The sequence below is a fragment of the Fulvivirga sediminis genome, from assembly GCF_016757215.1.
GTDB classification, from domain to species: Bacteria; Bacteroidota; Bacteroidia; order Cytophagales; family Cyclobacteriaceae; genus Fulvivirga; species Fulvivirga sediminis.
In genome coordinates, this window is the sequence record NZ_JAESIY010000012.1 from 98,208 (window position 1) to 114,856 (window position 16,649).

The 16,649-nt window shown below is 37.9% G+C and carries 9 protein-coding genes; 1 reads left to right on the top strand and 8 read right to left on the bottom strand.

The annotated features are described in order from the left end of the window. Positions 1-63: 63 nt before the first annotated feature. From JL102_RS19625 to JL102_RS19635, 3 genes are read right to left on the bottom strand one after another with little or no spacing between them, the layout of a single operon-like run. A complete protein-coding gene (locus tag JL102_RS19625) occupies positions 64-1,647 on the bottom strand; it encodes an OmpA family protein (RefSeq protein WP_202246163.1) in 1,584 nt (527 codons plus the stop codon). A gap of 43 nt (positions 1,648-1,690) precedes the next feature. Then, a complete protein-coding gene (locus tag JL102_RS19630) occupies positions 1,691-2,518 on the bottom strand; it encodes a universal stress protein (protein ID WP_202246164.1) in 828 nt (275 codons plus the stop codon). Positions 2,519-2,544: 26 nt separating this feature from the next. Next, on the bottom strand, positions 2,545-3,156 hold the full coding sequence (locus JL102_RS19635) for a DNA-3-methyladenine glycosylase (RefSeq protein ID WP_202246165.1): 612 nt from the start codon (positions 3,154-3,156) through the stop codon (positions 2,545-2,547). A gap of 118 nt (positions 3,157-3,274) precedes the next feature. Between JL102_RS19635 and JL102_RS19640 the strand changes: the two genes are divergently transcribed. Next, complete coding sequence (locus JL102_RS19640; RefSeq protein WP_202246166.1) at positions 3,275-4,135, top strand: DUF2911 domain-containing protein; 861 nt, start codon at positions 3,275-3,277, stop codon at positions 4,133-4,135. A gap of 71 nt (positions 4,136-4,206) precedes the next feature. Here the strand turns inward: JL102_RS19640 and JL102_RS19645 are convergent, their stop codons facing one another. From JL102_RS19645 to JL102_RS19665, 5 genes are all read right to left on the bottom strand, one after another. Further along, entirely contained in the window at positions 4,207-4,833 is a 627-nt protein-coding gene (locus JL102_RS19645; RefSeq protein ID WP_202246167.1) for a DsbA family protein, read from the bottom strand. A 190-nt stretch (positions 4,834-5,023) separates the two neighbouring features. Further along, on the bottom strand, positions 5,024-5,443 hold the full coding sequence (locus JL102_RS19650; protein WP_202246168.1) for a VOC family protein: 420 nt from the start codon (positions 5,441-5,443) through the stop codon (positions 5,024-5,026). A 110-nt stretch (positions 5,444-5,553) separates the two neighbouring features. After that, positions 5,554-12,006 (bottom strand): FG-GAP-like repeat-containing protein, encoded by a 6,453-nt coding sequence (locus JL102_RS19655; protein ID WP_202246169.1) that lies wholly within the window; start codon positions 12,004-12,006, stop codon positions 5,554-5,556. Positions 12,007-12,205: 199 nt separating this feature from the next. Further along, positions 12,206-13,900 (bottom strand): sodium:solute symporter, encoded by a 1,695-nt coding sequence (locus tag JL102_RS19660; protein ID WP_202246170.1) that lies wholly within the window; start codon positions 13,898-13,900, stop codon positions 12,206-12,208. Between the two features lie 137 nt (positions 13,901-14,037). Next, entirely contained in the window at positions 14,038-16,548 is a 2,511-nt protein-coding gene (locus JL102_RS19665; protein ID WP_202246171.1) for a PIG-L family deacetylase, read from the bottom strand. Between the last annotated feature and the right edge of the window lie 101 nt (positions 16,549-16,649).

The following is a 16,649-nucleotide window of genomic DNA, read 5'->3' on the forward strand; positions in this document are numbered from 1 at the left end:
AAAAATGCTTGCCACTACGGAGGTGGGAAGCATTTTTTTGCATTGCTGATATGTCAATTGAAATCAGTTTTTCGTAATTGTGAACTCCACTCTTCGGTTCAGCTTCCTGGTCATGGGATCATCATTATCAGCAATAGGTTTGCTACCTCCATACCCTTTACCAGAAATTCGTTTTGAGGCAATTCCATGGTCTACCAAATACTCCTTCACGGCCTCTACCCTTGCCTTAGATAGTTTTACATTATACTTTGGTATACCTCTATTATCTGTATGCCCTTCAAGCCGGATTTTCATGTCTGGGTTTTGTCTCATTAAATCTACTACCAGATCTAGCTCTTGAAAAGAACTTTCAAGAATAGTTGGTTTAGACTGTTCAAAAAGCACATTTTTAAGGTTTACCTTGGTTCCTACAGAAATGGGTTGCAGGTCATAATTGATTTCAACAAGCTTCATTTCTCCGGTATTCACTTCTAAGTTTTCTCTCTGGCTTATATAACCAGGGGCATCTACCCTCACCTGGTATTTACCGGAAGCTGGTATATTTACAGAGTAATAACCATTTTCAGCGGCAGTAGTCACCTCTTTTTTAAACTCTAGTTCCTTACCTGAGATAGTAACAATAGCGTTAATGGATTGGCTGTTTACTTTATTAAGCACCTTACCATACATAGTCACCTCATTAGCTGTCGCCTCCGGTACTTCAGTTACTTCCGTTATCTGAACTACAGGCTCTTGCTCCATTTGAGGTTGTGCCATCATTATAGAATCTATAGGCTTTTCTGTGTAAAAACGAATATCGCTGTAGCCGTCACTATTGATGGTAGAAGCATATAAAGCGAAATCATCATACGGTCTATAGCCTGTTTCTCTACCCTTAGTATTCAGGGCCTGCAAGGCTTGTGGCCTTGACCAGTTTTGCCAGGTATTATCTAACCGTTCAGAAACAAAAATATCACTACTTCCTTTTCCCCCATGTCCGTTAGACGCAAAATAGAGTGTTTTATTATCCTCTGAAATATAAGGTGTAAACTCCTGAAATTTGGTATTAATAACGTCACCCAAGTTTTTAGGATCAGCCCAGCTACCATCTGGCTTACGCAGACATACATAGATATCTTCAGCACCTCTGGTACCATAAGATTCTAGAGACAATACTAATACCTGTCCATCTTTAGAAAGGTACCCCCCCGGGTTATCTGAAAGATTCTTAAAATAAGGAATTTGGACGTCTTGCGGGGCAGACCACCCCTTTCTAGTCTTCTTAGCCTTAGATATACCTTGGGTTCTTACTAGTCCATTTTCTTCCTTATAATGATTATGTAAAATGATAGTTTCGCCATTATCTTCAAAGCCAATCACACCATTCCAGTTACGATTATTAAGCTCCTTCACATTCTGAGGCTCAGACCACTGATGATCATCAGTAAGGGCACTTACCCAGATATCTCCTTCGTCTCTTATCCCTCCTATATTAGAAGGGTGATTTCTTCTGGTAAAGTAAAGTTTTTGTCCATCTGGAGACAGAACGGGGTTTATCTCATCATATTGAGAATTTACCGCAGCCAATATATTTTTATCCTGGCTTTGCCCCAGTCCTAACGTAGATATCACTGACATTAAGAACAGGACACAAAAATTTTTAATCATATTTTATAGCACTTAATTTAAAAATGACAAGGATTGTATAACACTAGGAGAATTTCAGCACAAAAAGAGGCTTACTCATAGAGTATGACAAGGTGCTGGTAAGACTTTTATGAAACATATCTCCGAGAAACCCTCTAGATTTTCTGAACACCATAAGCAAATCGCTGTTTTCTTCCTCCATATATTCTTCAATTCCTAATCCTATCTCATCTTTAAACTCTTTATTCACGAAGTTTATTTTCTGGTATTGGATGAAGCTCCTCAGATCACTGACGAACTCCTTATATTCTCTATCATTGTTCTTTACATTGATATGTAATACACTTATACGCGCATCAAACATAGTAGCAAATGAAATCACTTCTTGTATGGCCTTTTTATCTTCAGCCATAAAATCAGAGGCATATACTATTTTTCTAAAGCCTTCAAACGAGGCTTCTATAGGAATACATAAGGTGGGTATTTTAGCCTTTTCAATAACTTCTTCGGTATTACTTCCCCAAAACATGTCATTAGACCTGCTAATGCCAGTGGTACCCATAACACACAAGTTATATCCATTCTTAAACTCTTTTAGCAGATTATCCATCAAATCTCCCAACTCCAACTTATATTCACAGCTTACGCCATCTTTCTTATAATCTTCATTCATTCGCTTGACTATGCCTTCTAACTTCACATCAGCCATATTTAAGCGCTCCTTGAAAGTCTTACTTACAGACTTTTCATCTAGTAATTTATTAAAGTCAGATTCTGTAAACACATGAATAAGTGTAAGGTGCGAGTGAAACTTTCTAGCTATTTCAACCGCATATTCCAGTGCATTCAACGAGGTGTCTGAGAAATCAACGGGGCAGATTATTTTGTTCATTACGACAAATATAGTACATCAATTATTTATTTAAAATTGTATTTATTATCTCCTGAGCTTACCCAAGAGTTATTTTTAATGGAAAATCTCCATGGCAAAAGCGCATCTTCTTCCGCATACCTTACACCTATTCTAGCACTTCTTTCTATGGTATCATCCTTTACTATTAAGCCCTTTTCCAGCCATACTGTATCCTGTGTCAGATCCTGCTTATCGTGCTCCATATCAATCCCTAAAGCTTGTGTCAGTTTACCTGGGCCTGAAGTCAGTTGTCTATCCTTAGTAGCTAACCCTCTACGCTCCATCATAATATCTAGACCTTCTACCGGTTCGATAGCCCTAACAAGTACTGCTTCTGCTACTCCACTTTTATTTGTAACTACATTAAATAGCTTGTGAATACCATAGCATAAATATACATAGCTTATACCCCCTTCCATAAAGAGTGTTTCAGTTCTTTTCGTTTTTCTTCTATTAAAAGCATGACAAGCCCGTTCCACTTCAGAATAAGCCTCCGTCTCTACTATAATACCTGCTGAATATTCATTATTAACCTGAGTACACAATTTCTTACCTATTAAGCTTCTTGCTACCTCAGTAACTACATCATGAGTGAAAAAGGATTTCTTCAGTTTCATATCTAAACATTAACAAAAAAATGCGTATTTCGTTACTCAGAATAATCAACTAATATAACAGGCTGCATTCTGTTAAAAGATGTACCTGTTTGTAATTAAATTTAACAACATTACAAAAATGAAAAACTTATTATTATCAGCCTTTGTGCTTTTGAGCGCTATATCTGCTTATGCACAGATCCGTATACCTCAACCCAGCCCTACTGCTACACTTACACAAAATGTAGGTCTCACAGAAGTTGAAATTGTATACTCAAGACCGGGCGTTAAAGATCGTAAAATATTTGGCGACCTTATTCCTTATGGTGAAGTTTGGAGAACAGGCGCCAATGCTTCTACTAAAGTAACATTTAAAGAAGAAGTAAAACTAGGTGGCGAAGCTGTTCCTGCAGGCACTTACGCTCTTTATACCATACCTGGAGCTAAAGAGTGGACTGTTATTGTACATAAAAACACAACCTTATGGGGAGCAGGAAACTACAATAAAGAAGAGGATCTTGTAAGATTCACCGTTCCTGCGGCTACCACAAAAGACTTCACAGAAACCTTCACTATTGATTTTAGTGATTTTACATCTACTTCTGCACACTTAAATATTAAGTGGGAAAATACTCTGGTAGCTATTCCTTTAGAAGTTGAGGTAGAGAGTAAAGTAATGGCACAGATAAAAGAAGAGATTCTAGAGGCTGAGGGAGAAGTAAACCCAGAGCTATATGCAGGTGCAGCATCTTATTACCTTGAAAGTGGTAAAGATTTAAAACAAGCACTTATATGGGTGGATGAGGCTATAAAAGCTAACCCAAGCGCTTTTTGGCTTATACACAGAAAAGCTAAAATTTTAGCGAAACAAGGAAAGAAAAAAGAGGCTATAGCTACTGCTAAAGAATCTATGAAAATGGCCAAAGAAAGCCCTCAGGGAGATTTTGGTTATGTTAAGAACAACGAAAACCTTATTGCTGAAATTAACAAAAGCAAATAAGAATTCACCTATAAACACTAAGGCCGCTTCAATAAATTGAAACGGCCTTATTTTTTTAGTAAATAAATTGTTTAAACTTTTAGTACTTGGTCTACCACTTCAACGGTTTTCTCTTTACTTAAGTAACCAGAGAACAACCTATGCAGTCCTTCCTCATTCTGAAAAAGCAAAGTAGGAAAACCTGACGCTAACGGCGCTGCCTTTTGAAATTCTGAACTAGTGGTTTCAACATTTGACTCTGAGAGCCATTCCTCATTAAACTTATCCACATCCATACCCTGTTCTTTAACAATAGGATGATATGTCTCTACTGCATCTAACCTCTGACCCTCTGCAAACATGACTTTTTGCACAGCCTTAGCAAAAGCAAATGTTTTTTCAGGATAGTTGCTTTTCACCCAAACAATGGCTGCAGCAGGCTCTAAACTACTAAAGGTATAACTAGGATCTGCCGTGAGTTTATAAAACTGCTCAGACACATATGCTCCTGTAGTTGACTCCATTCTGGGGGAATGGGTTTTTATAAAATTTTCCAGCTGTGGCCCTCCTGTAGGGGCATTGCTTCCGAGCCACATGCCTCCTACCATAAGCTCAAAATCAATCTGTCCTTCATATTGCTTTTGCACCTCTGTGATGCCATCACCATTACCATAGCACCAGCCACAATAAGGATCCATAATATAAATTATCTTCTTCATCTTAAATTCATCTCCAATTATGTGACTTTTTGTACGTGTATACAAAAATTGAGTTGCATTGTATATTCTTTAACTCATTTGTTTTACATAGCTTCAGCGGATAGAAATGAGATTTTTCATTTTCCGCTTTCACCGCTAATATTATAGATTTAAAGCAATTCAGCACTCAAAACACCTCAAAATAAGCGGGCTATTTAGCAAAGAGCTGGTCTATATCTTGAAAAGCTTTAAACTCTAATGCATTACCAGAAGGATCTTTAAAAAACATGGTGGCCTGCTCTCCAGGCTCTCCCTTAAAGCGAACATAAGGTTCGATAACAAACTGAATATCAGACTCCTTCAGTCTCTTAGCTAATTCCTGCCAATCTTCCATAGAAAGCACTACACCAAAGTGAGGCACAGGTACCGAATGACCATCTACAGGGTTATGATTGTCTTCAGCTGTTACATCAGCTATATGCAAAACCAATTGATGTCCATAAAAATCGAGATCAACCCAACGATCAGAAGAGCGTCCCTCCTTACAATTTAAAGTAGTATTATAAAATTTTCTAGTTTCATTTAGCTCCTTTACAGGAATAGCCAAATGAAAGGGTTGTATTTTTTTCATTTCATGCTATTTAATGACTATAAAACCGCATTATACGTAATTATATACAACAAAAAAACCGCGGCTCTTTCAAGCCCCGGTTTCATTCACACAATTAAATCCTACTATTTTTAATTTACTATTAACCTTCCTGTAGTCATTAATACTCCGTATTGATCATGTAGCTGGTATACATAAATTCCTGAGGTTAAATGAAGTGGCTTCAAATCCACTTTATATTCTTCGATATTTTTTACTTCAGCTTGTTTTATTCCGAGACCATTATATAGCGTAAGATCATACGGGTACGTCATATCACCAGCAAAGCCTATTATGCCCTCCGATATGAACAATGGATTTGGAAATACATCTATGATGCGTTGAGCCGGATTATGATATACTGTATGCACAATATTAGTGGCTATGGCGCCATCATAATCAAAATAAATATTAGCCTGATTAAATATAGAATCTCCATGCACCAGATTATCTGATGGCTTTATTTTAAACTTGATGAATCCATGGCTGCCTTCTTCATCTGAAGTGCTGTCAGGCAAATTAATATGATCGAAACTCCATTTTATAGTTCTACCTTCTATACGTAGGTCACTAATATTATGGCTTACTCCTATCATTTCAAAAGTGCTAAGGTCTAAGTGTGAACTTATTTGATCAGCAACCCTCACAAAAGTAGCAGGATAATTTCCCACATTTTGAAAACGAATCAGGTAAGTAAGATCTCTATCCAACCTATTTATTTTTGACTCTGAAACCCATATATCATTCGGATCAATTGACCCCATTACCTCACTGATATCATTAATGGTATTGGTTAGTAAATCACAATCTCCATTAGATGCTTCTATATTAAAAGTAGTTGTTAACAACTCTCCTACTACGGAAGACAGATTCGTTTTGGTAACTACTTCAAATGTTCCTTCTTCAAACGCCCCCACATTACCTATGTTCCAATTATATTCCTGACCATTATTACCACTCCACATAACATCACTATTAACTACTTCTACGTTCTCAGGGAAATTTATGGCTATTTGAACATTTTCAGCCAAAGTAGTTCCTGTGTTCTTGTAGGTTATTATAAAAGTATTTTCGAAGCCACGGTGCAAAACAGAGGTTCCTGCATTAATCACTAAATTGGGCAGCGTACAAGAAGACGTTAAACCAAAATTATTGTCGCATTGATTTTGACCCGCTGTAGCAATGTTAACATTATAACCAGCGCTATTACAAGCCGACCATCCATTATCTAAATTTGTTGATATTTGATAGGTTCCTGTTGCCAAAAAGGTTTGATATTGACCTCCATTGTTAGTAGTTAATTGATACGTTTTTTCAGATGAAGTAATAATTATTTTTTGATTTGGAATCCCTTTTTCATCTACGTCTTGAACACAATTACCATTAGAATCATGGTATACCACCCCACACACTGTACTTCCAGCCTCTTCTACTATTTCATGGCAAGTACCTGAAGGTATCCCGGTCAAATGCTGCACTATACCTGAAGGCCACTCTACTATTACCTCTTCTGCCTGAATAGCGTCTCCCAAACCAAAATACGCTTTCATAGAATTCTGTGAACCTACACCTCCACCAGACTGTGAAGTTATTTCCCTCACCTGCCATATAGTCTGTCCATATATATTAGCTCTTACCTTTACCTTGGCTCCTATACCGGTACGGTTAGAGGCTGTTCCTTTTAACGTGAAGCAAATAGACTGATTACACCGTCCACGGCTATTGACGTAAAGCTGATTAGGCTCTCCTGAATGATTGGCTACAAAAATATCCTGATCACCATCGTTGTCGTAATCAGCTACGGCCGTTCCAAACGACTTTTGAGTAAGAACGGTAAGATCATTTTCCACCTTTTGAAAGGAGCCATCCCCATTATTGATATATAAATAATTTCCCTCTCCAGCATCATTAGTCACATATAGATCCAAGTCTCCGTCGTTATCAAGATCCGTCCAGGCGCTACCATGGGTATTACCTCTATCGGTCACGATCGCTCCTGTAGTCACTTTCATAAAAGTACCATCTCCCTGGTTATTGTATAATGAATTCACTTTCGTGCCCGCGTTAGCCACAAAAAGATCCATATCTCCATCATTATCATAATCTCCCCAGCTGGCACCAACCGAACCTAAAGCCTCTGATACAATTACATCTCCTTCCACTTGAGTGAAATTTCCATTGCCTTCATTTTTGAACAGAAAATTTGGCTGATCCCTATTAGGAATAAACACATCTAGGTCTCCATCATTATCATAGTCTGACCAAGTGGCTCCTATCGAACTGGAAACAGCTTTTACTACATTAGCATTGGTAATTTTAGTAAAGGTACCATCACCATTATTATGATAAAGCCTATTAAAATTGGTTTGAATAATATCCACTACAAATAAATCGAGATAGCCGTCATTATCGTAATCTACCCAGCTCGCACCATGATCATATCCTTCATCAGCAGCAATATCACCAGAAGTAACTCTGTTAAAACCTCCATTTCCTTGATTATTATATAGTAAACCAGGGCTACCAGCATTAGTAGCTATAAAAAGATCAAGGTCTCCATCATTATCATAATCCCCCCAGGTAGAAGCTGTAGCCGATACCATATCATCAGCAATTACATTTTCTATTTTGGAAAAAGTACCATCACCATTATTATGGTACAAATTACTGGTCTTACCCTTCTCATATTCTGGAACAAAGAGGTCTTCCCAACCGTCATTATCATAATCTCCCCAACTAGCGCTCCAGCTACTAGTAGTACCAGTAGATAAACCGGAATTGGTATCTCTCTCAAATTTAATACTGGGGTCTACTGCTAAGTTAATTTGAGGCAAATCTTCGCCACATGCTGCTTGCCCATTTACACTTACCTGCACATACTCTCCTACTTTAAATAAATTCTTGAGGGATAAGTTAAACCTTAGCCTCATAGTATTATTATTAAGATCTAAAACACCTGGCAATCCGTTATTCCCTATTTCCGAATCAATTTCAGCAATATTATAAGAATATAGATTGTTTTGTAATGAAGGATCAGCAACTCCCCTATATGCAGCACTAAGATTATATTGTAGCTCACTAGTAGCCACCGTATAGGTAATACTTTCTGAAGAAGGCAGCACAAAATTCACCCTAAGACTATCTACTATAGCTAGTTGTACACTTTTCACTTCTACTTCCACTCCCAAGTCATTAGAGCATTCATCGCCTACAAAAGCATCCTGTATTCGCACCTGAAACTGCGCTGGCTTAGGCTCTACAGATAATTTGGTTTTTACATAAGCACAAGTAAAGCTCTCAAAATCAGCCGGATAACCAGAGCACTCATACCCCGCATACACATCAAACCCTTCTAAGTTGCAAGCTGAATAAGTAGCTGTAATATAATAAGTTTTAGTGCTTCCTAGTGCTATTGCTCCTAACTGATATATATCTCCTACCAGCGGCATAGCATTATTATTTTGAGCATCAGTAACAGCCACTACCTGAATATTCCCTGAGCTAGATTTCATATGCAGCCAGGCATTATTGGCTGAAGAGCTATTTGATATATTCTCCACGTTAACTGTCCAGGTAACTGTTTTACCTAAACCATCTTCCTTAGGATTCAACGGTGTGAGTCTTAGAGATGCCGGAGCATATTGCACTTTATCATACTGATTAAGCACCCATTCAGATGTAGAGCCACCTTCTAACCTACTAGCCCGATCAAATGTATAAGCCCAAGGCATTTCTTTATATACGCCAGCCTGAACATCACAGGTAGGTGCTATTTCTATGGCCAATCTACCTCTAAAACCATCATCACTTAAATTTAAACTACCTCCTTGATCTTCATAATACTGTGAAAGATCAAAGTATAATTCACGACCTACAGAGTCATCTGGCGTTATACCATAAACACTTTGAACTATACTGGTATTTGTAGCCTTGGTTATCCACTGTGCAAGATTGATATTCAGAACTTTATAGCCCTCCGGTATAGTCACTTTAGCTTCTTTTATCTTGGCCCAATTTCTATACTCGTAAGGAAATAAATTACCTCCTTGATAATTTGAACAACAATCACCTATGCTTAAATAGTAAAATTGATTGATGTACTTACTGCAACTCGTAATAGAGGTAAAACTTCCTTTACTTACGGTAAAGTAGTAGCCCATAAAAGTGATGTTCTCATCATAAAAACCGCATTGAAATTTATCTGCTGAGTTATTAGGGCTAGACACCTCACTCACATAAAATTCATTATTGACGGTAACTTCCTGAATCATACCTCCCAGGTTGGTATCTAAAGTGTAAAAAACAGTAAGTTCCACAGAATCAGAATCTCCCCATTGAAAATTAATCAAATCATTATTTCCATTGGCTATTAGTGTGGGAATGCTAAAATCCATATCGAATACACCCACATCTGCAGAGCTATACTTTTGTACATCTACACCCGATGCATTGTAATAGGAACTAGTGCTTGCATCATAAATTTTAACACTACTTGATATTGGAGTTAAATAAGCACCTAGCGGTATAGTAGATTTAGCATAACCATAAGTCCAGGCTGGGTGCTGAGGTGAGGTTTTTATAGTACCATAAAATACCGCTTTTATAGTATCATTAGTCATCACCCTATTAGATTTAATTTTTGACATATCTAAGCTTCCGGAAACATCAGGAAAACCATCAGCATTATTATCCGGCAAGCCATAGCTAGATCTTTGTATCGTAAAATTATGAAAAGCCATACCTTCAGTACATTCTGCAGGACAGATTAGTGTAGTACTTACCGTTTGATCACAAGCCATCGCTACTTTGCAAATATCACCGCAATTAGCATCAGCAATAAAATACACTGACATAGAAATATCCTTACTACCATTACCCGATAGATTACAATCTGCTTTGAGCTTTAGATTAATTTCTGTCTTATTGAGCTCAAAACCTGAAGGTAAAGGATATTGAGCCACAAGATCTCCACTACCGGCATCATAAGTAACGGTAGTAGGGTTCCATAGATACGGGGTACTAGCCCACTCTAAATCTCCCTCCAAATCTTCATAAACCAGACCATTGGGTAGCTTAAAATGAACTTCATAATATGCAGTATCTGCAATTGGATAGGTATTTTTATGACCCGATACCAAAAATGTAAATGTCTTCTTTTGGCCACCCGAAATATGTGCAGGTGTTTCTGTAAAAAAACTCATAGAAGCCTCCACTGGATCCTGGCCCGTAATGGTATTGGTATACGTTTCATCACAATTATCCGTATATCTCACCGTGCTTTTCCATCCTCCCAGCTTAGCTTTGAAACATGAGTTTATACAGCAGTGCTCGGTATTCCACATTAAGTATATACTTTCTCCATCTGGTATATTAGGCAAACTCAGCGTAACTTTTCCTACTGAACCAGCACCAAGACAGCTATAATTGCCTCCGGTGCTTGTAGGTTCTGAAGCCACCGGAGAAATTGAGATCGGAGTACCAGAAATGCCCACTTTATACTGAATACTATTAACATCTATTTTGGAGAAAATATTAGGATCATAACCATTGCCGCTAGAATTAAAAATGTCTACTTCTACATTACTAGCTACTCCTGAACTGGCATTAGCCACCTGTAAAACCTGAGCACTAGGCTGTGAACTATAGCAGGTATTAAATTCTGCGGTAGCTGTTTGCTTTAATACAGGTGAACTATAATCCAGATATACGTTTCCATAAGTGGTAGTTTGCTGGCAGCTCACTCCTTCTCTCATCCAATATGCAGATATATTAGATGTAAATGTCTGATCTGCACAGGCCTCTCCATAAATGGTTTGCACTATGTTAATAGTTTCGTTACTATCAAAAAAACCATTTCCGTTACCTATAGATTGAAAATCAACAGAAGAAAGCTGAATTAGTGAATCTCCAATTAGGGTTCCTAAATTTATGGCCGTAATATCCATGTCCATAGGATGTAGATCTTTAATGTAAATATTATCAGTACTGCCATAGCCTGCATTAACTATAGTAATAGTCCTCTGAAATGACTCCCCATTAGGCAACGTCTTATTCTTAGGAGTAATACCAGTTATAGCAAGAGAGGGGTATAATATATTATAGGCCTCTGAAATATGTGTAGCCTCCAACGTGGAAGAATTTACAATGACCGAATTTCTGAAGACATTACCTGCCAGTTGGTAATCAACAGCCGTGCAAGTTCCTTTATATTGTATCGTTAGGGCGTACGACTGTCCATTAGGTAAATCCACTGCGGTGAAAACAGGATTCTCCAAATTGGAAATATCGCTTTCCGTAATTTGGAAACCGTTCTGATATGTAACACTACCTGCAAGATATTCTATCCCTTGCGGAAGAGACACCTGAATAGAGACACTTTGAAGCACTTCCCCTGAAAGATTCTCAATACTAATTTGGTAAGAATTACCCTCAGGACCGATATTTAGCTCTTCTTGAGGAGATGAAGTGATGTTGATTTGGCCAAACCCGTGATATCCTGTTATAAGTAAAAGACCCGATAAGGTATAAGTAAAAATTCGCCACATACCGTCTTACATTTATGATTCTCAGGTAAATCATAAAAAACAGCACCACCAAATTAAACTACTGATTATCAATTAATTAAAAATAAAGGAAATAGTGATTATTCGTATGTAATGGAAACAATTACAAATTTTGGAAAATTCGGACTCACCCCATCTGCTATAATAGAACGACTACATCATAATTGGACATCAAATCCTGTTATTCGGCCTTAGCAAAATTCAATGCATAGTGAATAAGATGTGAAAGAACTACCACTAGAGCACAACCTATAACATTATACCATAAATAACTGATTGACAAAACATTAAAACATATTATTACAACTATTTGAGATATGATGGCCGCATAAAACACGGCATTGCCTTTTATATATTTAATGAAAAAGGCGATTAAGAACATACCTAAGATTACACCATAAAATATAGAACCTAAAATATTAACCGCTTCTATCAAATTCTCTACCAGGCTGGCAAATAAGGCGAAGCAGACTGCCAATATACCCCAAAATGCCGTTAATAATTTGGAAGCTATGAGGTAGTGTTTATCAGAAGCTTCCTTTTTAATAACCCGTTTATAAAAGTCCACCGAGGCAGTAGATCCCAAAGCATTTAACTCTCCTGAAGAAGATGACATGGCCGCCGAGAATATTACTGCCAAAAGTAAACCAACCACACCTTCTGGCAGATAATTGGTGATAAACGTAAGGAAAACATAATCAGAGTCTTTTGTCTCTATATTTTCATCATAATCTTTTAAGAGACCTTTTACCTCTTGTCGGATTTTCTGTTCTGATTGCTTAGATTCATTTACCTGATCAGTGTAGGTAGCTATTTGCTGCTCATCGTTTTTATTAAGAGCATCAACCAGATTAACAATATTTGTCTTTTTCTCTTCAAAATTAGCGGAATACTGTTCCTCTAAAGCCTGAATATCGGCTCTGTATTCACTAGCTCTCAACTGCTCCATTTCCACTGCTTTAAAGAATACAGGAGGCTCTTCAAACTGATAGAATACGAAAACCATTACCCCCACCAGTAAGATAAAGAACTGCATAGGCACTTTAAAAAGCGCATTAAATATTAACCCAAGCCTACTTTCTGCTACTGACTTAGCACCCACATATCTCTGCACCTGAGACTGATCCGCTCCAAAGTATGACAAGGCCAAGAAAAAACCACCTGTAAGTCCCGTCCAGATAGTATATCTCTTTTCTGGATCGAATGAAAAATCAACCACATCTAGCTTTTCCATTTTACCAGCTACGTGCAGAGCATTAAAAAAAGAAACATTATCAGGCAAATAGCTTACTATTATAAAAAAGGCCGTAAACATACCCAGCATGATAACCGCCATCTGATATTTCTGGGTGATACTCACTGCTTTAGTGCCGCCGCTCACGGTATATAAAACCACCAAAATTCCTGTAAAGAGAATAGTATAGGTAAGATCCCAATGCAGCATGGTAGAAAGAATGATAGCCGGGGCGTAAATAGTGATGCCCGCTGCAAGTCCTCGCTGTATGAGAAACAGAAACGCTCCTAGCAACCGGGTTTTCAGGTCAAAGCGTTGTTCTAAAAATTCATAGGCAGTGTAAACATTGAGCTTATAATAGATCGGCACAAAGATGGCGGCTACTATAATAATGGCTATAGGCAGGCCAAAGTAATTTTGCACGAAAGCCATTCCTGATTCGTAAGCCTGGCCTGGTGTAGACAAAAAAGTAATAGCACTGGCTTGAGTAGCCATTACCGATAGGCCAATAGTGCCCCACTTTAATGAGTTATCTCCTTTAAGATATTGACTTATATTTTTACTACCTCTGCTCTTCCATAGGCCATAAACAACAATTAACGAGAGCGTTCCCAGCAGTACAATCCAATCTAAAACACTCATGAAAAATACCTTGTAAATAGATGAAAAATGAGAATAAGTAAGGCCAAATTAATGACCACCAGGAAGTACCAACCCTTCCATGATTTAAACAATGGTATTTTCTCAGGACTTTTCGGCTGATTATTCTCCATAAGTAGTTAGTTGGACTTATCTACCTTATTATCAGAAGGTTTATCAGACCCTAGCGAGACTAAATTAACAAACAGCCTATAGGCGCCCGGCACACCAGCAGGTAGCTCTCTAAACCACGAGTAGCCTGTATATATATAATGACCTTTCCCATATGGCGCTATTAACAGACCTCCATTTTTAGGGCTTTTCTTTTCTTCTTTATCGTTACTAGAAAGAATGGCCTCGTAATGACTATCCCAACTATTAGGAAAATAAAGGCCTCTCTCCTGCACCCACCCGTCAAAGTCTTTACTACTTATTTTATTAGGATAGTTCATAACCTGATGATCAGGCTTCAATATTCTTACTTCTGCATCTTCTTCGGTCACTCTATCTCTGGAAAGCTCTAATGGATAAGGAGCAAAATGATCAGTTTGTAAATGATAACTGTTATTGTATTGAACAATTAAAGTTCCTCCATTTTTAGCATACTCAAGCAGATCATTCATATAGTAAGAAATTCTTTCATTGGTGTTTAAAGCTCTTACTCCCAAAATCACCGCATCCATTTTTTTAAGATTAGCGGGAGTGATGTCGCTTTCATTCAATTCCCAAACTTCATAACCTATTTCTCTAAGTGCAGCAGGTATAGCATCTCCAGCACCTTGGATATAACCAACCATTTGTCCTCTCTTCTTAATGTCTAACTTCACCACTTTAGCGGTCGCAGGCATCATAAGCATCTGATTAGGAATATGGTCATAGTCAATATTAGTAAGACTGTTGCTATAGGCTTTACCTTCTATCTCTACCACAGCCTGAACATCTCCAGTACTTTGCTCTGCCGGAGGCAAAAGCTCAAACTTGTAATGCGCTTCTCCCCATTTTTTGGCTATAGACAAATCATAACTTTCAGGATTAACTTTCCAGCCTTTTGGTACGTTTAACTTTAACTTTCCGCTAAGCTTATCTTCAACTGATTTTACGTCTACTATTACTGTTTTAGGCTCATCACCAGAAAAGATATATACTCCTTCGTTTAGATTCATAAAAACAGGAGGAGTTACAGCAAACGGTCTGTAGAGCTCACCTCCTACAGGATCGTTCCACTTGTATACCACAGGTACTGTATAGTTGATTTTCTCACCTTCTATATTAAGGGTAACCATAACTTGTAACGCAGGATCATTTTCAGGCTTTCCTCTCAACTTTTGCTCTTCTACTTTGTACATACCCAAAGTACCTTCCTCTCTGAGCCAGTAAGGTTGAGAATAACTAGCTTCGTTAGGTATGGTATAAACATGAGAAAAAGAAAAATCTTTATTCTCCACGAGCTTGGCATTTACTATGGTATCATTTTGAGCTGCATAATAAATTTGTTCCAAAGTGATATCGATTGGAGAGCGATTGATTACTTCCAAGGAGAGTTTCACTTCTTTACCTGGTGTTACCGCATAGTCATCAGCCACAGCTTCAATATATAAACCTGTAACCGCTTTAATGAGATAATCTACTTCCTTTAATTTTAGTTGCTTCCAGTAAGGATCGTTTAACTTGCTTATAGCTTTCCTTGCTTTGATTAAATCAGATAAAATTTCTGAAGGACGGGCTGGATTGTATTTTTCAATGGCCCCAGATATTATTTCGCCTATTTTTTCTCCTCCTTTGACCCTTTTCCACGAGGTATCTATTCCTTCAAATATATCTTCTTTGGCTTCATCACCCATTATATATTCTAAAAACTCCTTAGACTCACCTCTGCTACCACTAGAGCCAAAGCCCTGACTTTTATGCTGGCTCCTGCTTATAGCCGCTATTTCGGTATATGATTTACCTAACAAAGGGCTATACTTTCCTACGTCAATGGTTAGTACACCTTCTTCTTCACCCGTCATATTGGGATTCCACCATCTGCCCGTGTTAGTATAAAGCCTTTTGGTTTGCCATGTATCTACATATTTAAGCTGATCAGGATATTTAGATTTATCAGCGGCTGCTTTAAATGCCTTTTCGGCGATTATTGCTGAAGTAGTATGATGACCATGCCCCGCCCTTTCATCAGGTGGGAACCTGGTAATGACTACATCAGGCCTGAAGTTTCTAAAAACCCAAACGGCATCAGAAAGCACCTGATCTTCATCCCATATTTCTAAAGTCTCTGTAGCTGTTTTAGAATAACCAAAGTCATTAGCTCTGGAGAAAAATTGCTTTCCTCCATCAATTCTTCGGGCAGCTAAAAGTTCCTGTGTTCTAATTACGCCTAGCCCCTCTCGTATTTCAGGGCCTATGAGGTTTTGACCACCATCTCCACGGGTGAGTGCCAGGTAGCCAGTATTGGCAAAAGTTTCATTTGAAAGATAGGCAATGAGTCTGGTATTTTCATCATCAGGGTGGGCAGCCATATAGAGCACATTACCAAGAAAATTCAGTTTCTTTAACTTAAGTAATACTTGGGCAGCATCAGGCTTATCTGGCTTCTGAGCATAGGCAGTAGTTATAAAAAATAAAGTAAAGGCTAATAGTATTGATCTCTTCATGGTTATGAAAAAGCTTTTTTGTGGCTTACGATTGCAAAGATTAAAGGTTTGGGAAAGATATCAAGTAATTGGGAAGAAATTACAGGAATGGCAACAATAAA

Bases quoted from the DNA above. Each gene is read 5' to 3' on its own strand.
- JL102_RS19645 (WP_202246167.1), bottom strand. From the start codon at position 4,833: ATGAAGAAGATAATTTATATTATGGATCCTTATTGTGGCTGGTGCTAT.
- JL102_RS19625 (WP_202246163.1), bottom strand. From the start codon at position 1,647: ATGATTAAAAATTTTTGTGTCCTGTTCTTAATGTCAGTGATATCTACG.
- JL102_RS19650 (WP_202246168.1), bottom strand. From the start codon at position 5,443: ATGAAAAAAATACAACCCTTTCATTTGGCTATTCCTGTAAAGGAGCTA.
- JL102_RS19660 (WP_202246170.1), bottom strand. From the start codon at position 13,900: ATGAGTGTTTTAGATTGGATTGTACTGCTGGGAACGCTCTCGTTAATT.
- JL102_RS19635 (WP_202246165.1), bottom strand. From the start codon at position 3,156: ATGAAACTGAAGAAATCCTTTTTCACTCATGATGTAGTTACTGAGGTA.
- JL102_RS19640 (WP_202246166.1), top strand. From the start codon at position 3,275: ATGAAAAACTTATTATTATCAGCCTTTGTGCTTTTGAGCGCTATATCT.
- JL102_RS19665 (WP_202246171.1), bottom strand. From the start codon at position 16,548: ATGAAGAGATCAATACTATTAGCCTTTACTTTATTTTTTATAACTACT.
- JL102_RS19655 (WP_202246169.1), bottom strand. From the start codon at position 12,006: ATGTGGCGAATTTTTACTTATACCTTATCGGGTCTTTTACTTATAACA.
- JL102_RS19630 (WP_202246164.1), bottom strand. From the start codon at position 2,518: ATGAACAAAATAATCTGCCCCGTTGATTTCTCAGACACCTCGTTGAAT.